Below are 19,335 nucleotides of genomic sequence, written 5' to 3'. Positions count from 1 at the left end.
TCTCCGCTATGGCTGAATACTAGCACGAGAGTGGCAAAAATGTCCCTCAGGGGACATATCCGCCACCAGCCAGAACGGCGAGGATGACGGCTTTTCCCCTGTTGTTGGAGCACACATGATCAACCCCCACCTGCTCGATGAGCTGACCGAGCGCGGCCTTGTGGCCCAGAATTCCGACCCGGCGGCCCTGGCCGATCATCTTGCCACCTCGCGCACCGTCTATTGCGGGTTCGATCCCACCGCCGGCAGCCTGCATATCGGTCATCTGGTGCCGCTCTTGATGCTGCGCCGCTTCCAGCTGGCGGGCCACACCCCGGTGGCACTGGTGGGCGGGGCAACCGGCCTTATCGGCGATCCCAGCTTCAAGGCGACCGAGCGCAGCCTCAACAGTGCCGATACTGTGCAGGGTTGGGTCGCCAGCCTGTCGGCCCAAATCAGGGCGCTGCTGCCCGCCGATGATGGCCTGTCGGCCCCGCAACTGGTCAACAATGGCGACTGGATGGGGCAGATGTCCGCCCTCGATTTTCTGCGGGATATCGGCAAGCACTTCTCGGTCAACGGCATGCTGGCGCGGGAGTCGGTGCGCCAGCGACTGGCCCGCCCGGATCAGGGCATCTCGTTCACCGAGTTCTCTTACGCCCTGCTGCAATCCTACGACTTTGCGGTGCTGCACCAGCGGCTCGGTTGCACCCTGCAGATTGGTGGCAACGACCAGTGGGGCAATATCACCAGCGGCATGGATCTGACCCGTCGCCTCCATCAGGCGCAGGTGCACGGCATGACCCTGCCCCTTATCACCAAGGCGGACGGCACCAAGTTTGGCAAGACCGAAGGGGGCGCGGTCTGGCTCGATCCGGCGCTCACCTCCCCTTACGCCTTCTACCAGTTCTGGCTCGGCACCGCAGATGAGGATGTCTACCGCTTCCTGCGCTACTACAGCTTTATGCCGCTGAGCGAGATTGATGCACTGGAGGCGGAAGATGCGAAGCGGCAGGGGCGAAAGCAGGCCCAGCAGGTGTTGGCGAACGAGCTGACCGAGCTGGTACACGGCAAGGCGGCGCTGGCGGCGGTGCAGCGCATCAGCGAGTTACTGTTTAGCGGCGATGTGGCCCGCCTCGGCGAGAGCGATCTGGCCCAGCTGGCGCAGGATGGCATGCCGTGCAGCACCGTCAGCGGCGAGACGGATCTGGTCAGCCTGCTGGTCAGCTGCGGTCTGGCGAACTCCAAACGCATCGCCCGCGAGCTGCTGGCGGCGGGCGCTATCAGCCTCAATGGTGTGCTCAAGCAAGATGATCAGCTGAGTGCCACTGATCGGCTGTTTGGCCGCTACCTGCTGCTGCGCCGGGGCAAAAAGCAGTATCACTTGGTGGCGTGGCAATAAGCCGCAGGGCGGGGAGCACAGCCTCCCTGCCCGCCCCCTGAATCCCTTTTGACTCCCGAGTTGCGATCCCCCTCACAGCCTCTCCCGTCAGCAGCCACCATACTGGCACCGGCGAACATGGAGTACGCCACACAATCTGTTCCTCACGAATCAACAAGGATGCTGATGATGAAGAGATGGCTTCTGGTGCTGCTCTGCACCCTGCCCATGCTGGCACACGCCAGCGGATACACCCAGACCCGCTACCCCATAGTGCTGGTGCACGGCCTGTTCGGCTTCGACAAGCTGCTCGGGGTCGATTACTTCTACGGCATTCCGCAAGCCCTGAGCCGCGATGGCGCCAAGGTCTACGTGGCTCAGGTATCTGCTACCGCCAGCTCCGAGCAGCGGGGGGAGCAGTTGCTCGCCCAGATTGAACTGCTGCTGGCCGCCACCGGCGCCGAGAAGGTCAACCTGATCGGCCACTCCCATGGCGGCCCGACCATCCGCTATGTCGCTTCGGTCGCCCCCGAGCTGGTCGCCTCCGCCACCAGCGTCGGCGGGGTCAACTACGGCTCCGAGATTGCCGATCTGGTACGGGCCAATGCCGCCCCCGGCTCGGCCGCTGAGAAGCTGGCGGCCGCCGCAGCCCACGCCCTCTCCGACATGATTTCGCTGCTCTCGGGCGGGAGCCAGCTGCCGCAAGATCCGGTCGCCGCCCTCGATGCCCTCACTAGCAAGGGGGCCAGCCAGTTCAACCAGCGCTACCCGGAGGGGCTGCCCAGCCGCTATTGCGGCGAGGGGCCGATGCAGGCCAGCAACGGCGTCTACTACTTCTCCTGGAGCGGGCGCGGCAACCTGACCAATCTGCTGGATCCGGTGGATCCTGCGCTGGCGCTGACCGGCGCCTTCTTCAAGGAGCCCAATGACGGGCTGGTCGGAGTCTGCAGCAGTCACCTCGGCAAGGTGATCGGCACCGACTACCGGATGAACCATCTGGACGAAGTGAACCAGTCATTCGGCATCCACCATCTGTTCGAGACCGATCCGGTCACCCTCTATCGCCAGCATGCCAACCGTCTCAAGGAGCTGGGACTATGAAGATCGCCACCCTGCTCGTCGTGCCCTGCGCCATCACCCTGCTGCTTGGCGGGGTGTTGCTCTGGCCCACAGCACCGACGGCAGACTCATCACAGGCTCAAACCAATCAGCATGCACAGAGCCACCCGCACGATCCCGAGCAGGAGGCCGCCGATGCCCTGCAGGCGCGCTATCGCACCTTTGTCTCCGCCCAGAGCAGCCTGACGGTGCCCACCGAAATCTCCCTCGCCAGCTTGCAGATCCTGTTTGACGAGCGGGAGCAGCTGCGCCAGCAGAGCTTTACCCCGGCCGAGCAGGCCCAGCTGTTTGCCGAGGATCGACTGATGGAGCAGCTGACCCTGCGCCGCAGGGCGCTGGCGGAAGCAAGAGACAGCGACAAGTCGCAGCTGGCCAGCGAGCTGGATCTCTGGCTGGCGGAGCAACCGGGCTGGTTTCGCGAGGCTGAGGCCAACAGCCGCCTGCTTGAAGAGTTGCAAGAGCTGGCACAGATGGAGCCAGCCAAACGGGATGCCCTGCTGCTGGAGACGGGGGGGCCGGAAGCGGTGGATCGGATGCGCCAGCTGGAGCAGAACCGGCAAGGGTTCGAGGAGCAGCTCAGCGGCTTTCTGGCCGAACTCAGGCAACTGCCGAACGAGGCCCGGGCCGAACAGCAACAGGAGCTGCTGGCCCGCTGGTTCGAACCCGGACAGTGGCGCCGGGTCGAGGCGCTCACCCGGCTCAAGCTGGGGGAACAATGAGCCAATGACAAGGGGCCCACGATGGGCCCCTTGCTGTGGTGCACTTATTGCGGCTTGTTGGTTGCCGGTAAAGATTGCCAGGTGAGGCGGGTCACCTGAGTGCCCTGCACCTCGCACTTGAGGCTCAACTCCTGCCACCCCTTATCCTGACGCAGGGAGACCTCCCCCTCGATCCCCTGCTCGCCAATCTTCAGCTTATCCTGCTCGAAGATCACCTTGTCGCCATGGGCAAGATCCATCAGTTTGCCGTTGCAGAGCCAGTGAGCGAGATCCGCCCCCTTCAGCTTGACGCCACCCTTGGCCGCCCTCTGCTCGGCCGCGCTCGGCGCGAACAGCTTGCTCAGCTCGGCGGCCCGCTTGGTGAGCCACTCCTGACGCTGCTGCATGCTCATCTTGCTGACAAACTCGGCGGGCTGGCCCTTCTCGTCCAGCCATTGGGTCAGCTTGCCGCTGTCGTCAAAAGCGAACTGGGCGGCGGGCTCTTTGACCCCGAACAGCTTGCCGCCCTTGAAGTAGTAGCGGCTCTCCCCTTCCAGCTTGCCCAGCTCGTTCATGATGGGCACGGCGATGATGACGGGGGCGCCATCGATCCAGGCCTTGATATCGACGCCGTCATGGCTGAATTGACGGATATCGAGGGCGCTCTCGGCCCCCTTCTCCATCAGGGTAAACTGCTCGGCGAGAGAAGCGGCCAGAGAAGGGAGGGAGCAGAATCCCAGGGTCAGCGCGATCGCTGTGTTGCGCATTGAGTTGTACATAACACTCCTGTGATGGGCCATCCGGCCCGTGGTTAACTCTCTGTCAGCCAGGCCCGCAGCCCTTCCCGGTGAACATCGCTCAGGGGCAGGGATTGGCGGGTCCGGTAGTCAAAATGGATCAGGGTCGTTTCGGCGGTGACGGCCAGTTCGCCGCCCTGCCAGGCCTCCTGCCAGACCGTAAATGAGCTGGTGCCGATGCGGCGCACGCCGGTCTTGATGGTGACCGGCTGGCCGTAGAACAGCTCCCGTTTGAACTGCACCGTATAGCCCGCGATGATCAGATGCCAGTTATGCACATCCAGATCGGGGGAAAAGATCCGGAACAGGGGATCCCGCGCCGATTCGAACCAGACCGCCGGCACCGTATTGTTGATATGGCCGAGGGCATCCGTCTCCTGAAAGCGGGGTTGGATCTGCATTTCCAGCATGGGTTGACTCCTTGTCATTGAACCGCGATCAGGCTAACGCGCCCCGCATCAGGACTCAAGCCTCCCCGTCTTATCCCAAGTGCTGACAGCCAGTTCCGGCCGCAACCAGGCGCTGCGAAAATCGAACCAGCCGAGCGCCGTCATCCGCACCCCGTGCACGCCGACCCTGCTCTCCAGCTCCAGCCAGTGGTGGAACAGCGGCACAAACCAGCTCTGCTGCTGCACAGTTGCCAGCAGGGCGCGGGGGCCAGGCTCCTCACCGCTGGCGCGCCACTGCATCAACCCTTGCCACAACTCATGCTGACTGCTCCACACCTTGCGCAGCAACGGGGTGCCCTGCAACCAGGCGTAGGGGGCAAAGGGGCCGGCATGTTCGAGGTTGAGGGTGCCGAGCCAGAGATCCACGTCTTCATCCTCGCCACTCACCCAACGACCGTAATCGAGGGTGCGCACCTCGAGCCGGATCCCCTGTTCGGCCAGCAGGCTGCTCATGGCGTTGGCGCACTCGTTGAACTCCAGATGCTGGTTGAAACAGGCCAGCACCAAGGTCGTCGGCAACTGCGCCGGTGTGGGCAAGGGCGCGGGCAGTGCTTCGCGCCAGTGGGGCAGCAGACCGAGGGCGCTGGTCCAGCCCCGTTGCAACTCGGGGGCGACCCGCCCCATCAGGGCTACCGGATTGAGCAGCTGGCCGAGCCACTGGCGCAGCGAGGGATCCTGCAAGGATCCGGAACGATCGTCCTGCAGCAGGAAGTAGCAGCCCGACTCCAGCTCCGATTCGCCGCGCATGGTACCGAGCTCAGGGCTGTCGCGCCCCAGCTGCAGGTGGGTCTCCAGTCGCTCCGCAAGCTCAGGCAGCATCCAGATATCGATCTCGTCGAGCAGGGCGCGCAGGCCGAAGTAGTCGTCAAACGCCGCAAGGCAAAGATGCAGGGGATCGTTGGCGGCCACCCGGTATGGGCCTGTGCCCACCGGTTGCAGGGCAAAGCCCGCCTCCCCCTTGAGCTCCCGTGGCAAAATGGTCGCCACCGGCTCCGCCAGCAGGTGGGGCAGCCAGGGATCCGGGCTGTCGAGATAGAGATCCAGCGTGCGCGGCCAAGGGCTCTCCAGCCGATCCAGATGGGCGAACAGCGGGCGATCCCGCAGGGCCAGCAGACTCTCCATCACATCCTCCACCACCAGCTCGCGGCCGTGGTGAAAGCGCACCGCCGGGCGCAGATAGAAGCGCCAGTGACAGGGGCCCAGACACTCCCAGTGGTGGGCCAGATCCCCTTCGATTTCCCCATTTTCCTCATTTCGCCGGGTGAGGCCGTTGAAGATCTGGCGGCTCAGGTGAATTTCGGAGCGGCGCATCGGGCCGGTGGGCAGCAACTGCGGCAGCGGCCGGTAGTAGGGCACCCGCAGGATCTGGCGCCCCTCACGGGTGGCCTGACCGAGCTGTTCGATCAGCAGCGGGGTGAGCAGATCGAGGCGATCCTCGGTCAGCCGCACCGCCTGTGCCAGCTGGCCCTGACTGAGCAGATCTCGCAAGCGGCGCCGGGTCAGGCTCTCCTGACTATCGAGCAGGGTGAGCCGGGAGCGCCGCCCCCGCCCCGCTTCCGCCGACCAGCTGAGCCAGCCCTGATCCTGCATCCGCCGCAGCAGCAGGCGGGCGTTGCGCGGGGTGCAGCAGAGCAGATCCGCCACCTCGGCGAGGCTGATCTCCCGCTCGTCGCTGCCAAGCAGCTGGGCGAGTCGTTGAAATTGCTGGTAGAGGCGACCGGTCGGCATAAAAGAGGAAATCCTGTTGCTATAAGTCATCAGTTTTTACTTCCGCATTTTAGCTCAATACTGCTGATGAACGTGAGAACCACAGTAGAGGAGCACCATCATGAGCCACGCCAACCCCCTCAAACCGAACCGGGTCCAGCAGACCTTGCGCCGTTACTTCAAGCGGATCCTGCCGCGCCCGCTGGCGCTCATCGAGGATCCCATGCAGCAGCTCAACCGCCTGATGCAGTGGGATATGAACCAGATCGATGACAAGGAGTATCGCCGTCGCCTCTGAGCACGGCAGGCCTGCCCGCCACTCGGGACGCGCATCCCCTGCGGGCGACATTGCTTTGCCGGATCTTGCTGTTTACATCGGCCACGGGCCTGATAGATTGGACGTCTATCCATCTATAACTGCGACAAGCAACATCCAACAAGGAGTGTGTGATGAAAGATGCGACCCTGGCCCTGCACCACGGCTTTTCCAGCGACCCCACCACCAAGGCGGTCGCCGTGCCCATCTACCAGACGGTGGCCTACGAGTTCGAGAGCGCCCAGCACGGGGCGGATCTGTTCAATCTGGCGGTGCCGGGCAACATCTACACCCGCATCATGAACCCCACCAACGATGTGCTGGAGCAGCGGATGGCCGCGCTGGAAGGAGGGATTGCCGCGCTGGTGGTCTCGGCAGGTTCCGCCGCCATCACCTACGCCATTCAGGCGCTGACCGCCGCCGGTGACAACATTGTCTCCACGCCCCAGCTCTATGGCGGCACCTACACCTTGTTCGCCCACATGCTGCCGAGTTTCGGGGTCGAGGTGCGCTTCGCCAAGGATGACAGCGCCGAAGCCATCGCCGCCCTCATCGACGACAAGACCAAGGCGGTCTACTGCGAGAGCATCGGCAACCCGGCGGGCAACATCGTCGATCTGGCCGCGCTGGCCAAGGCAGCCCATGCCCGTGGCGTGCCGCTCATCGTCGACAACACGGTCGCCACCCCGGTGCTCTGTAAACCCATCGAACATGGCGCTGACATAGTCGTCCACAGCCTCACCAAATATGTCGGCGGCCATGGCAACTCGCTGGGTGGCGTCATCGTCGACTCGGGCAAGTTCCCCTGGGCAGATCACGCCGAGCGCTTCCCACAGCTGACCAAACCGGAGCCCTCCTACCACGGGGTGGTCTACACCGAGGCCTTTGGCCCGGCCGCCTTTATCGGGCGGGTACGCACAGTGCCACTGCGCAATACCGGCGCAGCGCTGGCGCCAATGAACGCCTTCCTGCTGCTGCAGGGGCTGGAGACCCTGAGCCTGCGCATGGAACGCCACGTCGACAACGCCCTGCGGGTTGCCAATCACCTCAAGCATCACCCCAAGGTGGCCTGGGTCAGCTACGCCGGTCTGCCGGGTCATCCCCACTATCTGCTGGCAGAGAAGTACATGGCCGGTCGCCCCTCGGCCATCCTCTCGTTCGGTCTGAAGGATGGTTACGAGGCGGGCGTGCGCTTCTACGATGCGCTCAAGATCTTCAAGCGGTTGGTCAACATCGGCGATGCCAAGTCGCTGGCCTGCCACCCCGCCTCCACCACCCATCGCCAGTTGAGCGAGGAGGAGCAGGCCAAGGCAGGAGTCAAACCTGAGATGATCCGGCTCTCGGTAGGGATCGAGGCGATCGAGGACATTCTGGCAGATCTGGATCAGGCGCTGGAGGCCTGAGTCTGGTGTTGAGCGAGCGGGCATCAGCCCGCTCTTTTTTTACTGCCGGTGAACCGCCCTCCTCACCCGCTCGTATACCCCATCCTGCCACCGAATCGAGGTCATTATGATAGTCCTGCACCACCTGAACAAATCCCGCTCCCAACGCATCATCTGGCTGCTTGAAGAGCTGGGCCTGCCCTATGAGATCAAGGCGTATCAGCGCGACACCACCACCTTTCTGGCGCCGCCCGAGCTCAAGGCCATCCACCCCCTCGGCAAGTCGCCGGTCATCGAGTTCGACGGCCGGGTACTGGCAGAATCGGGCGCCATCACCGAGTACCTGGTCGCCCGCTACGCCGCCGATCGGCTGGCTCCGGCACCAGATAGCCCGGAGTATCCCGAATACCTGCAGTGGCTCCACTTTGCCGAGAGCTCGGGGATTCTGCCGCTGCTGCTCGACATGTTTGTGCGCAAGGATGGCAGCCCGATGCGCTTCCTGCCGGACTACGCCAGGGCGGAGTGTGCCAAAGTGCTGGGCTACCTCAATGAGGTACTGGCGAATCGCCACTATCTGGTGGGGGATCGCCTCTCCGGCGCCGACATCATGAACTCCTTCCTGGTGGATCTGCTGGCGCAAAGCGGCCAGCTGGCCCACTTCCCGCATCTGCAAGCCTATTGGGAACGCCTCAATACCCATCCGGCCCGTCAGAAGGCGATAGAGCTGGAGCACGAGCTGGATCAGCGCCCCTGACCCAACAGCCGCCATGCAAAACGCCCCGATAGTCGGGGCGTTTTTGTTATGCAGCGAGCGCGGTTTACTTGGTCGCAGGCACCTTGTCCCGGCGCGACTTCCACCACCAGCGCAGCCGGATCTGGGAGATCAGCATCCCCGCCAGCATCAGGGCGCAACCGGCAATGGCACGCTCGTCCAGCGTTTCATCCAGCAGCAATACGCCCCCCACGGCGGCAAAGACGGTCTCCAGACTGAGGATGATGGCGGCGTGGGCCGGATGGGCGCCCCGCTGCCCCAGCACCTGCAGGGTATAACCCACCCCGACCGACACCAGCCCGGCATAGAGCAGCGCCTGCCAGCCAGCTACTGCGCCAGCCACGGTCGGAGTTTCGATGACAAAGGCGGTGGCGAGACTGAGCAGGCCGCACACCACAAACTGCACACAAGCCAGCTTGATGGGGGCCACCCGGTTGGAGTAGTGATCCACCAGCAGCAGATGGATCGCCCAGAACAGGGCGCCAATCACCTGCAGCAGATCGCCAAAACCGATGGTGAACTCGTCGGTCACGCTCAACACATAGAGCCCGCTCAGGGCAATGAGGGCTCCAATCCAGGTATTGGTACCCGTCTTGTGCCGCAGCAGCAGCCCCAGTACCGGCACCAGAATGATGTAGAGCCCGGTGATGAAACCGGCCTTGGCGGCAGTGGTATAGAGCAGCCCCACCTGCTGCAGGGATGCGGCACAGAACAGCACCAGTCCGGCCAGCACACCACCGGTCAGCAATTGGCGATGGTCGCCAGTGGCGACCACTGGTTGACGGGATTTGAGCCACCAGAGCAGCGGCAGCAGGGAGAAGGCACCGAGCAGAAAGCGCAGGCCATTGAAGGTATAGGGCCCCATATGATCCATCCCGAGGCGCTGGGCGACAAAGCCCATACCCCAGATGGTGGCAGCCATCAGCAACATCAGATTGGAGCGCATGGCGATTCTTCCTTAAATCGGCGCGTGACGGGTTATCCAATCCAAGATACCTGCCTCCCTACCCTCTTGTCTTTAGAGCGATAGCTGTTTTGTCAGCACGGCCAGCAGGGCGACCATTACCAGATTGCCCCGCAGGATCCAGACCACCCGGAAGTACTGCTGGATCGAGATCATCGGCGCCTTGCCCAGACGCAGGGCACGACGCCAGCGATAGAAGAGGCGACTGGGATAGTCGAGGGAGCCGACAATCAGCAGAAACAACCCCACTTTGAGACCGTGGGCAGGATGAGCAAAGAGCTGCGCCACCGAGCTGGCGTGTTCGAGGGCCAGCAGACAACCGGTGGCAAAGATGGAGAAGAGCGCCAGCGCCGCCACCGCATCTGCCAGCAGCAGACGGTGTACCCGCAACATATTCAGGCCGCGACGAAAGATCAGATACTCGACACAGAGCGCCAGGACCAACAGCATGATGCCGCCGTAGTGAGCCATCAGGAGCAACGTGGGGTTCAGCATTGAACGGATCTCATTTTCTACCTTTAGACGGGCGGGACGGCATCATATATGCTGGTGACACCCGAGCTGAAAAGGATCTGTGCATGTCCCCCGCCAAGCCCAAGCACACTTGGTCTTTAATCACCCGCATGCGGCTGGGCCTCCTCCTGCTCTTTATTCCCGTAGTGTTGCTCGGCAGCATCTACTACCTGCATATGGAACGTACCCTGCGCCTTGAGCAGCAACAAAACCTGATTGCCCGCAACACCCAATATCTCCATACCCTGCTCGAACCCTATCTGGAGACCCTCAAACGCCAGTTTACGCTTATTTATCAGCAGGTAAATTATCAGGATTTCAGCGGCCCAGCGATCAGTAACGGCGAGCGCTACCTGCAACAGTGGCAGGCCTATCACGAGGTGATGGAGCTCGACTACGTCTATGTAGGAACCGAGCATCGCCAGATGCTGATCCACCCCACCTGGCAGGCGGACGAGAAGTTCGATCCCAGAACTCGCCCCTGGTATCTGCTGGCAGCCAGCCACCCGAATCGGATCGTCTGGACCGATCCCTATTACGACTACACCCTGGGTACCCTCACCATGGCGCTGGCCCGGGTAATTCAAGACCCTGACGGCAAGCGAGTGGGGGTGCTCTCCCTCGATACCCAGCTCACCCCGCTCGCCAACTGGCTCAACAACCGGCATGAACAGAGCCATCATCTGGGCAAGGGCTATCAGATCCTGATCAACCATGACGGGCTGGTGCTGGCTCACCCGGATCGCGAACAGGTATTCAAACCGCTCACCCACCCTGAATGGCTGGCACACATGCAACAGCCGCAAGGTTTCTTCCTCGATAATGCCAGCGGCATGATGGTCTCCTACTACCGTGTCCCCGAGCAGCGCTGGTTCCTGCTCAGTGTCGAGCCCACCGCCAGCATGCAGCAGGTGATCGACAGCGTCTCCATCAACGTGCAGCTGATGATTGCCGTTGCCTGCTTTTTCTATCTGCTGCTAGCCCTGCTTTGGGCCCGCTACTTCCGCCGCATGCTGGGGGAGATTACCCTGCTGATCCGCACCAGCCGCTCTGGCGGGACTGCCTATCATGGCAGCCGCATGCTGGAGCTGGCCAAGGTCTATGAAGAGATGGATGCCGCCAGTCAGGACTTTGCCCAGATCCGCCAGCAAGCCAATCAGGACAAACTCACCGGTCTCTACAACCGCCGCTTCTTCGACGAGTGCCTGCAGAGACAGCTCAGCAGCGGTGCCCCCTTCCTAGTAGTGATGTTCGATCTCGATAACTTCAAACAGGTCAACGACACCTTTGGCCACCAAACAGGGGATATAGTGCTCAAACGGGTGAGCAAGCTGGGCATGAAAATGTTTGACCAGTGGGGCTGGCTCTGTCGTTACGGTGGCGAGGAGCTGGTGCTGATCTTGCGCCTGGAGATGCAAATGAGTGAGGCCACCTCGCTGCTGGAGAGCTTCAGACTTGCGGTCACTCAACTGGAGTGGCGAGAGCCGGAACTGACCATTACCCTCAGCGGCGGGGTGGCCTTGAGCCACTCCGGGCTCTCGACCAAGGAGCTGATAGAACTGGCCGACAGCGGGGTTTATCAGGCCAAGCGGGAGGGGAAAAATCGCATCTGCTTCCCCCAGCGTCGCACCTGCGACGTGACGGAAGAGGATCCTTCCCCTAACCTTGATTCTACCCGGCGGCCCCCCCGGCAGGAGGGGGGGTGAGCACAACCGGGGGAAGGAGACAAGGGAGAGGCAACTGCCTCTCTCAGTTGTTTATGTCGCTATTCTTGCCGTGCTTTAAGCCTGTTTGAGCACGCGACTCAGCGCAGCCACTCCCACACCGGCCAGCCCAGCTCCTCGGCCTGCTGACGCAGCGCGGGGGCAGGATTGACCGCATGGGGATGGCTCACCGCCCGCAGCATGGGCAGATCGTTGTGGGAGTCGCTGTAGCCAAAGCTCCCCTGCCAGAGGTGGTCCCTGCCGGCAAAGAGCTGGTTGATGCGGGCCACCTTGCCCTCGCGAAAACTGAGGGTGCCGCGGGTCTGGCCGGTCAGCATCCCCTCCTCCTCATCGAGCAAAATGGCGACGCAGTGATCCATCCCCAGCATCTTCGCCATGGGGGCGACCAGATGCTCGCCGGAGGCGGAGATAAGCACCAGATCGTCGCCCCGCTCCCGATGCCATTCGATGCGCGCCAACCCCTCGGGGTAGAGGCGCTCGCGCAGCACCTGCTCGGCAAAGCGGGTAGAGAGCGAGTCGAGCCACTGTCGCGTCTTGCCCGCCAGCGGTTGCAGGGTGAAGGCCATGTACTGGTGCATATCCATCTTGCCCTGATGATAGAGGGACATCATCGCCTGCTCCTCGGCGATCATGCTGGCGGGGGCCAGCTCCTCGGCCACCATGTATTCCAGCCAGAGGCTGGCAGAATCCCCGGCAATCAGGGTTTCGTCCAGATCAAACAGTGCCAGTGCCATGGGCGCTCCTCGCAGTGAAAATGGAAATGAAATGCGGCCTCATGCTACCTCACAGAGTTGATCCCGGGCCACCGCCAGGGTCACGGCACTGCCGGTGGCCAGCAGATCGCCAGCCGAGCGGTTGAGGCAATCCACCGTCAACAGCCCTGCCTCGCACTCCACCTGATAGCGGATCACGTTGCCGAGCAGCTGTTGCTGACGAACGATGCCGGGCAGGCTGGGTTCGCTGCTGGTTGCCCCGGCGGGCAGCAGGGTGATGGACTCTGGCCGCAGCGCCAGCTTGCCCTGAAAACGGGGGCCGAACAGCGACTTGCCCTGCTCGGCGCCGAGCAGGTTGTAGTTGCCGATAAAGCCCGCCACAAACTCGCTGGCGGGGCGGGTGTAGATCTCCTCCGGCGTGCCGCTCTGGACGATGGAGCCCTTGTTCATCAGGAAGATCCGATCCGACATGGTAAGCGCCTCCTCCTGATCGTGGGTCACGAAGATGGTGGTGAGTTCGAGCCGCTGCTGGATCTCGCGGATCTGCTGGCGCAGGCTGCGGCGGATGCGAGCATCCAGCGCCGAGAGCGGCTCGTCCAGCAGCAGGATCCGCGGCTGCACCACCAGTGCCCGGGCCAGCGCCACCCGCTGGCGCTGGCCGCCGGAGAGCTTGGCCGGATAGCGGCGCTCGAAGCCGGTCAGCTCCACCAGCGCCAGCGCCTCCTGCACGCTGGCGGCGAGATCCCGTCCCGGCTGGGGCTTCATCTTGAGGCCGAAGGCAACGTTGTCCCACACCGTCATGTTGGGGAACAGCGCATAACTCTGGAACACCATGCCGATGCCCCGCTTCTGGGGCGCCTGCCAGGTGATATCTTCACCGGCCACCCGCACCTGACCGCCATCCACCGGAGTGAGCCCCGCCAGCGCCCGCAGCAGGGTGGATTTGCCACAGCCGGAGGGGCCGAGCAGGGTCACCAGCTCCCCCTTGCGAATGCCGAACTCGATCCCCTCGAACACCGGCGTATCGCCGTAGGATTTGTGCAGTTGATTCACTTCTAGATGGAACATGTTGATTCACCGATGAAATCTGTTGGCCGCCCAGGTGAGCAGCAGGGTCAGCAGGAAGTAACTCATCACCAGCGCACTGGTGAAGTGGCCAGAAGTGGCGCGCATGTTGTAGAGGTAGACCTGCAGGGTCTCGTAACGGGTGCCCACCAGCATGTTGGCAAACACGAACTCGCCGAGCAGGAAGGAGAGGGAGAGAAACAGGGCTGCCAGCAGCCCCTTGCGCAGACAAGGGATCACCACCAGCAGGAAGGCGCGCCGACTACTTGCCCCCAGCAGATGGGCGGCATCCATCAAATCCCTGAGCGGTACCCCTTGCAGGCTGTTGGCCAGCGCCCGATACATAAAGGGGAGCACCACGGTGAACCAGGTGCCGATCAGGATCCACGGCGTGCCGATAATCGGCAGCACGCCGTCGGCGTAGATCTGCAGCAGCCCCACCGACGAGACCACTGGCGGCACCGCGAAGGGGAGCAGGATCAGCAGGTTCATCCAGGGATCCAGCTTTGGGAAGTAGTAGGCCACCACCAGCACGGTCGGCACCAGCACCAGGGTCCCCAACAGCAGGGTGGCGAAGCAGACCAGGAGGCTGCGGCCAAACGCCGCCAGAAAGCGCGGGTCGCCCCACAGCTTGAGATACCAGTCGAGGGTAAAGCCATCCGGCAGCAGGGTCGCCCCCCAGCGGGTGGAGATGGAGTAGAGAAAGGTCGCCAGCAGCGGTAGCAGCAGGGTGGCGACCAGCCCACCCAGCACCCACTTGGGCCAGCGTGGCGTCAAATCATGCATGGGATTGCCCCTTGTTCACATAGCTCTTTTTCAGCAGCCACTGGTTGGCGGCCGTCACTACCCCCAGCAGCACCATCAGGATCACCGCCAACGCCGCCGCCATATTGGGCTCGAGGAAGATATCGCCGGAGACCAGACTGGCCACCCGGATGGTCACCAGATTGAAGTTGCCGGTGGTGAGGGCGTAGGCGGAGGCATAGGCCCCCACCGCGTTGGCAAACAGGATGATCAGGGTGCCGAGCAGGGCAGGCGTCAGCACCGGCAGCGCCACGTGCCACACATATTGTCCCTTGCTAGCGCCGAGCAGCGCGGCCGCTTGCGGCCACTCATCCTGCAGCGCATCGAACGCCGGGTAGAGCAACAGCAGGGCGAGCGGGATCTGGAAGTAGGTGTAGATGAGGATAAGGCCCGACCCCGAGTAGAGGTTGAAGCCGTCGATCAATCCCCAGGATTTCAGCAGCAGGGTCACTGCACCATTGATGCCGAGAATGATGATGAAGGCGAACGCCAGCGGCACCCCGCTGAAGTTGCCGGTCATGGTGACAAAGGCCAGCAGCAGCCGTTTTACCCGCTCACCACTGTGGCGCAGCGCCGCCGCCCCGAGGGTGCCGATGGCAAGCCCCGCCAGACTGGCGATACCGGCGATGCGCAGCGAGTTGCCGAACGATTGCAGGTAGAAGGGGGAGCTCAAAATCTCCCGGTAGTAGTCGAGGCCCCAGCCATCGGGGGCCTGAAAGCTGCCCACCAGCACCCACACCATGGGAGCGAGCTGGAACAGGATCATCAAGAGGATAAACGGCAGCAATACCAGTGCGGGCAGCCAGTGGCGGCGCACCCGGAGCTTGGTGGCCACGGGTTGATCCACGAGGATCTCGGTGGTGGCAGGCATCATCAGTGCACCTCGCGCATAAAGGCCGCCTTGAGCAGCGGTGGCGCTGCCGGCTTGTCGTGGGGGATGCCCAGCAGATCCGCCATCAGGGCGCAGAGCTGGGTCTGGGCGATCACCACCCCATCCGGCCAGCGCTCGATAAAGGCATCGCCAAACAGCCAGAGTGGCACGGTGCGCTCTTCCGGCAGGGTGCCGCCGTGGCTCAGATCGTTGTTCATGCCGTGATCCGAGGTGATCACCACCTGATACCCCTCCGCCAGCCACTGGGGCAGCAGATCGGCCAGCAGGCTGTCCATGCGGCGCGCCTGATTGCGGTACTGGCGGGAATCGAGGCCAAACTTGTGGCCCGCATCGTCCACCCCCATCGGGTGGATCAGCAGAAAATCGGGATCGTACTGGCTGCGCAGCCATTCCCCATCCATCAGCAGATGGCTGTCGGGATAGTTGTCATCCCAGTAGAAGCAGCCGTGCTGGATCGGCAACTGCTCGTCATGAGTAAAGCGATCGCGGGCTGCCAGCCAGGGGCTGCGGTTGTAGAGTTCGCTCACCCAGTAATAGGCCGCCGCTGCGGTGCGTTTACCCGCAGCGCGGGCCAGATGGAAGATGGAGTCATGCAGACTGAGGCGACTCACCCCGTTGTGGGTGATGCCGCTCACCACCGGCGGCACGCCGGTCAGGATGCACTCGTAGAGGGGTCGGGAGAGAGACGGCAGGGCAGCATTCAGGGTCGTATGCAGGCCCCGCCCCGCCTCCACCATGCCACCGAGGTAGCCCATGGTGTGGGCTACCTCGGCTGCCAGACCATCCACAAGTACCACTATCACCTTGTGTTGCACTGGATTCCCTTACTGCATGTTGATCATGACGGTTTCTTGCCACTGGCGCGGCAGGGCTTTGGAGCTCTGCTCCCAGGCGGCGTGATCCTGCACCGGCTTGGCATTGGCGTACTGCTCGGCCGGCAGCAGCTTGGCCTTCACATCATCCGGCAGGGTCACGTTGCTGCGGATCGGGCGGGCGTAGCCGCGGGCCAGATTGATTTGACCGGCATCGGAGAGGATGTATTCACGGGCCAGCTTGGCGGCGTTGGGGTTCTTGGCCCACTTGTTGATGATGGTGGTGTAACCGGCGATGACGGAGCCGTCGCTCGGGATCACCACCTCAAACTTCTTGGGGTCGATCTGGTCGCGGTAGTTGAGGGCGTTGAAGTCCCACAGCACACCCACTTCCACCTCACCCTTCTCGATGTTGGCGATGGTAGGATCGTTCAGGGAGAGACGACCCTGCTTGGCCAGCTGACCGAACAGCTCCAGTGCAGGTTTCAGATTCTTCTCGCTGCCGCCGGTGGCATAGGCCGCCGCCAGCACGCCGTTGTTGGCCTGGGAGGCAACGCCCACATCACCCAGGGTCACCTTGTAATCGCCACCCAGCAGGGATTGCCAGCTGGTGGGGGCGGCCTTGACCAGATCCTTGTTGATCAGGAAGGCGATGGTGCCGGTATAGGCCAGCATCCAGTGACCGTCGGCGTCCTTGGCCCAGTTGGGAATATCGGCCCAGGTGGAGGGTTTGTAGGGTTGGGTAACACCCTGCTTGACCGCAACCGGACCGAAGGCGCCGCCCACGTCACCGATATCGGCGGTGGCATTGGCCTTCTCGGCGGCGAACTTGGCGATCTCCTGCGCCGAGCTCATGTCGGTATCCTGATGCTTGATGCCGTAGATGCTGCCCAGCTGCTGCCAGGTATCCTTCCAGTTGGCCCAGCTGTCCGGCATGCCGATGCTGTGGAGCTGGCCTTCGCCACGGGCGGCCTTTTCGAGATCCGCGATATTTTCGGCTGCATAGCTATTTGTGGCAAACAACGGTTGGCTGATGGCCACCATGGCCAGTGCACTTGCGATCACGCTTTTCATCATCCCATCCCTCTGGACTAGGTCAGTTAAGGTTCGAGAGGGATGCTAGAGGGGAATTGTGACGGTGGCGGGGCGCTTTAATGGCAGTTTGATGACAATCACCCTGTCATGGCGCTGTCATCCACAGCAGTTACAACTCTGAACCCGAGTGAGGCTGGACTATTCCAGTAAGGGATTGGCCAGCCACCCGCCTTCTGAATAAGCAACAGGGACAAGAGTGTGACCGAGCCGAGATTGAGCGAGCAGAGAGTGAACGAACAGAGCATGGCCGATGGCCGCGTCTCCTCCAAGTGCGAACAGATTTGCCAGACTCTGCGCCGCTATATCGGCAGCGGCCAGTTGGGGGCCGGGCAGCAGCTACCCGCCGAGCGGGCCCTGAGCGAGCGCTTTGCCACCACCCGCATCACCATCAAGGAGGCGCTCTCCAGCCTCGAAGCAGACGGCCTTATCTACCGGGCCGAGCGGCGCGGCTGGTTTGTGGCGCCACCCCGCCTCACCTACGATCCCGCCATCCACACCCACTTTCACCAGTGGATCGGCGAGCAGCAACGCACCGCCGAAACCCGGGTGCTGGCCCATGGCAGCGAGCTTGCCAGCAGCGAGCTGTGCCGCTGGATGGGGTTGGAACCCTTCACTCCACTTTATGAGATCCGCCGCCAGCGGCTGATCGACGGCCGCCCGGTGCTGCATGTCAGCCACCACCTGCTGGCGAGCCGCTTTCCCGATATCGCCAGCGCGCCGCTGGCCAGCTCCCTCACCGAGCTCTATCAGCAGCGCTATGGCATAGGCCAGGGTGGGGCGAGTCTCGAGATCACCCCCTCGGCGGCGCGCGGCGCCATCGCCCGCGCCCTCAATCTGGCAGAGGGGAGCGCGGTGCTGCGGCTGGTGCGGGTCAATTACGACGAGCGGGGCGGTCTGGTAGATTGCGATATCGAGCACTGGCGGCCGGATGCGATCCGTATCTGTCTGGATACGCGAGCGTTGCAGCCGATCGCAGGCAAGCTGCAACAAACCCGGGTCGCCGATTAGGGAAAATATCCAGAGCACTGTCGAGCACAGTGGCGATCCGCATCGGCCTCGATAACCGGGTGCTGCAACCGGTCGCAAGCAGATCGCATACCGTTCAACTCAAGGAATAACCAGACTCCAACATGGCGGATCCCGCAGGATCCGCCGGGATCAGTTGTCGATATTGGGGATCATGTCGTCGAAGCTCTGGTAGCCGCAGTCGGCCAGTTGCAGCGACATGGTGTAGGTCTTGGCGTGCTCCTGCTGGCCGATGGCGGGGCGGTTGAGCTTGATCTCCTGATGCCAGTACTCCTTCATCCGGTCGATCAGCGCCATCGCCTCCCCCTCGTTGAGGTGCAACTGGCAGAGCGCCATATAGTTGTTCGACTTGTGCATGTTCTCCACCAGATACTCCCCCAGCACCGACATCGCCTGCCGTGCCTGCTGGCGGGCGAAACGGCTGTGCTGCTCGAAGCTGATCCGCTCGCTGATCAGGAAGTGGTAACTGTTGTCGATACCAAGCTGCAAAATGCCGAGCTTCTCCAGCTTGCGCAGATAGAGGTAGCAGGAGGCATCGGTCAGGCCGTACTCCCGCTTGAGATCGATCAGCGTCTTGTCGCGCCAGAAGATATTGGCGAGAAAAGCGTAGAGCCCCGGCTCATTGTGAAACGCCTCGTCCTGCTCCTGGGTAAAGACGGCGCGGCGGCTCTGGGCGTCCTGAGTGCGATCCAGCAACTCCTCGAACGAGAGACCCACCAGATGGCAGATCTCCAGCAGAGTATCAAACGGCAGCGAGGGCTTGTTCATCATCCGTTTCACGGTCGCGATGGAGACACCCATGGCTTCTGCCAGGGTCTGATAGCGGATCCCCTTGTCGGTCAGGGTCTTCTTCAGGGTGTCGAGAATATTGTTGGCCAGGGTCTGGCTGTAGGTCATGCCACTCTTCCTTGTTATCGCACTTTCATTGCATGGTTATGCCGAGTCAGCTTCTGACCTGTTTTTACCTTCAAGGCTCAGATATTGACACCGAAAAAACAGCCTAGAGAAAAAATCGCCTACAACGCCCATCAGGACAGACCAGTTGAACGATGAGGTCGCAAAATCTGACACCAGACAGTGCATATCTTTCAACCCGCAAACATTTTGCTAGTGCTGCATAGAACATC

20 protein-coding genes are annotated in these 19,335 nt (G+C 62.5%); 8 read left to right on the top strand and 12 right to left on the bottom strand.

Annotated features, from left to right (window positions below; genetic code table 11):
* Positions 1 to 115: 115 nt before the first annotated feature.
* The 3 genes from tyrS (at position 116) to G5287_RS03605 (ending at position 3,198) form a co-directional block, all read left to right on the top strand.
* Positions 116 to 1,381, top strand: a complete 1,266-nt coding sequence (tyrS, locus tag G5287_RS03615) for a tyrosine--tRNA ligase (RefSeq protein ID WP_227341558.1) — start codon at positions 116 to 118, stop codon at positions 1,379 to 1,381.
* A 168-nt stretch (positions 1,382 to 1,549) separates the two neighbouring features.
* Positions 1,550 to 2,461: a lipase family alpha/beta hydrolase gene (locus tag G5287_RS03610; RefSeq protein ID WP_216954489.1), complete on the top strand. Its 912-nt coding sequence runs from the start codon at positions 1,550 to 1,552 to the stop codon at positions 2,459 to 2,461.
* The gene (locus G5287_RS03605; protein ID WP_216952695.1) at positions 2,458 to 3,198 is read left to right on the top strand and encodes a lipase secretion chaperone; all 741 of its coding nucleotides are present in this window, start codon (positions 2,458 to 2,460) and stop codon (positions 3,196 to 3,198) included. Before G5287_RS03610 ends, G5287_RS03605 begins: the two co-directional genes overlap by 4 nt.
* Before the next feature lie 44 nt (positions 3,199 to 3,242).
* Here the strand turns inward: G5287_RS03605 and G5287_RS03600 are convergent, their stop codons facing one another.
* From G5287_RS03600 to sgrR, 3 genes are read right to left on the bottom strand one after another with little or no spacing between them, the layout of a single operon-like run.
* A complete protein-coding gene (locus G5287_RS03600; RefSeq protein WP_216954488.1) occupies positions 3,243 to 3,944 on the bottom strand; it encodes a hypothetical protein in 702 nt (233 codons plus the stop codon).
* A gap of 44 nt (positions 3,945 to 3,988) precedes the next feature.
* Entirely contained in the window at positions 3,989 to 4,384 is a 396-nt protein-coding gene (locus tag G5287_RS03595) for an acyl-CoA thioesterase (protein WP_216952694.1), read from the bottom strand.
* A gap of 48 nt (positions 4,385 to 4,432) precedes the next feature.
* A complete protein-coding gene (gene sgrR, locus G5287_RS03590) occupies positions 4,433 to 6,151 on the bottom strand; it encodes an HTH-type transcriptional regulator SgrR (RefSeq protein WP_216952693.1) in 1,719 nt (572 codons plus the stop codon).
* Between the two features lie 100 nt (positions 6,152 to 6,251).
* On the opposite strand from sgrR, the gene G5287_RS03585 reads away from it, so the two are divergent.
* From G5287_RS03585 to G5287_RS03575, 3 genes are all read left to right on the top strand, one after another.
* Positions 6,252 to 6,428 carry a hypothetical protein gene (locus G5287_RS03585; RefSeq protein ID WP_216952692.1) on the top strand — a complete coding sequence of 59 codons (177 nt, stop codon included), beginning with the start codon at positions 6,252 to 6,254 and terminating at the stop codon, positions 6,426 to 6,428.
* A 152-nt stretch (positions 6,429 to 6,580) separates the two neighbouring features.
* A complete protein-coding gene (locus G5287_RS03580) occupies positions 6,581 to 7,849 on the top strand; it encodes an O-acetylhomoserine aminocarboxypropyltransferase/cysteine synthase family protein (RefSeq protein ID WP_005336464.1) in 1,269 nt (422 codons plus the stop codon).
* 106 nt (positions 7,850 to 7,955) lie between these two features.
* Positions 7,956 to 8,582 carry a glutathione S-transferase family protein gene (locus tag G5287_RS03575; protein WP_421230864.1) on the top strand — a complete coding sequence of 209 codons (627 nt, stop codon included), beginning with the start codon at positions 7,956 to 7,958 and terminating at the stop codon, positions 8,580 to 8,582.
* 64 nt (positions 8,583 to 8,646) lie between these two features.
* Here G5287_RS03575 and G5287_RS03570 read toward each other — a convergent pair whose 3' ends face one another.
* Both G5287_RS03570 and G5287_RS03565 read right to left on the bottom strand, forming a co-directional pair.
* Positions 8,647 to 9,546 carry a DMT family transporter gene (locus G5287_RS03570; protein WP_216952690.1) on the bottom strand — a complete coding sequence of 300 codons (900 nt, stop codon included), beginning with the start codon at positions 9,544 to 9,546 and terminating at the stop codon, positions 8,647 to 8,649.
* Positions 9,547 to 9,618: 72 nt separating this feature from the next.
* Positions 9,619 to 10,059, bottom strand: coding sequence for a DUF2214 family protein (locus G5287_RS03565; protein WP_216952689.1), 441 nt, complete (start codon positions 10,057 to 10,059; stop codon positions 9,619 to 9,621).
* Between the two features lie 83 nt (positions 10,060 to 10,142).
* Between G5287_RS03565 and G5287_RS03560 the strand changes: the two genes are divergently transcribed.
* Entirely contained in the window at positions 10,143 to 11,783 is a 1,641-nt protein-coding gene (locus tag G5287_RS03560; protein WP_421230863.1) for a sensor domain-containing diguanylate cyclase, read from the top strand.
* Positions 11,784 to 11,881: 98 nt separating this feature from the next.
* Here the strand turns inward: G5287_RS03560 and G5287_RS03555 are convergent, their stop codons facing one another.
* From G5287_RS03555 to G5287_RS03530, 6 genes are read right to left on the bottom strand one after another with little or no spacing between them, the layout of a single operon-like run.
* Positions 11,882 to 12,535, bottom strand: a complete 654-nt coding sequence (locus G5287_RS03555) for an HAD family hydrolase (RefSeq protein WP_201907707.1) — start codon at positions 12,533 to 12,535, stop codon at positions 11,882 to 11,884.
* A 39-nt stretch (positions 12,536 to 12,574) separates the two neighbouring features.
* Entirely contained in the window at positions 12,575 to 13,582 is a 1,008-nt protein-coding gene (locus tag G5287_RS03550; protein WP_421230862.1) for an ABC transporter ATP-binding protein, read from the bottom strand.
* 6 nt (positions 13,583 to 13,588) lie between these two features.
* Complete coding sequence (locus G5287_RS03545; protein WP_005355251.1) at positions 13,589 to 14,365, bottom strand: ABC transporter permease; 777 nt, start codon at positions 14,363 to 14,365, stop codon at positions 13,589 to 13,591.
* Positions 14,358 to 15,257 carry an ABC transporter permease gene (locus G5287_RS03540; RefSeq protein WP_421230861.1) on the bottom strand — a complete coding sequence of 300 codons (900 nt, stop codon included), beginning with the start codon at positions 15,255 to 15,257 and terminating at the stop codon, positions 14,358 to 14,360. Before G5287_RS03540 ends, G5287_RS03545 begins: the two co-directional genes overlap by 8 nt.
* Positions 15,257 to 16,090, bottom strand: coding sequence for an alkaline phosphatase family protein (locus G5287_RS03535; protein WP_108613448.1), 834 nt, complete (start codon positions 16,088 to 16,090; stop codon positions 15,257 to 15,259). Before G5287_RS03535 ends, G5287_RS03540 begins: the two co-directional genes overlap by 1 nt.
* A 9-nt stretch (positions 16,091 to 16,099) precedes the next feature.
* Positions 16,100 to 17,161, bottom strand: coding sequence for an ABC transporter substrate-binding protein (locus G5287_RS03530; RefSeq protein ID WP_031227932.1), 1,062 nt, complete (start codon positions 17,159 to 17,161; stop codon positions 16,100 to 16,102).
* 264 nt (positions 17,162 to 17,425) lie between these two features.
* Here G5287_RS03530 and G5287_RS03525 point away from each other — a divergent pair, with 264 nt between their 5' ends.
* The gene (locus tag G5287_RS03525; protein ID WP_265343877.1) at positions 17,426 to 18,190 is read left to right on the top strand and encodes a UTRA domain-containing protein; all 765 of its coding nucleotides are present in this window, start codon (positions 17,426 to 17,428) and stop codon (positions 18,188 to 18,190) included.
* 150 nt (positions 18,191 to 18,340) lie between these two features.
* Here G5287_RS03525 and G5287_RS03520 read toward each other — a convergent pair whose 3' ends face one another.
* Positions 18,341 to 19,105 (bottom strand): helix-turn-helix domain-containing protein, encoded by a 765-nt coding sequence (locus G5287_RS03520; RefSeq protein WP_005336490.1) that lies wholly within the window; start codon positions 19,103 to 19,105, stop codon positions 18,341 to 18,343.
* Positions 19,106 to 19,335 lie beyond the last annotated feature (230 nt).

This window comes from Aeromonas sp. 603079, assembly GCF_049172135.1.
Taxonomy (GTDB): domain Bacteria; phylum Pseudomonadota; class Gammaproteobacteria; order Enterobacterales; family Aeromonadaceae; genus Aeromonas; species Aeromonas veronii.
The sequence above is the reverse complement of the archived record's forward strand: the minus strand, read 5'-3'. Positions and strand labels throughout refer to the sequence as shown.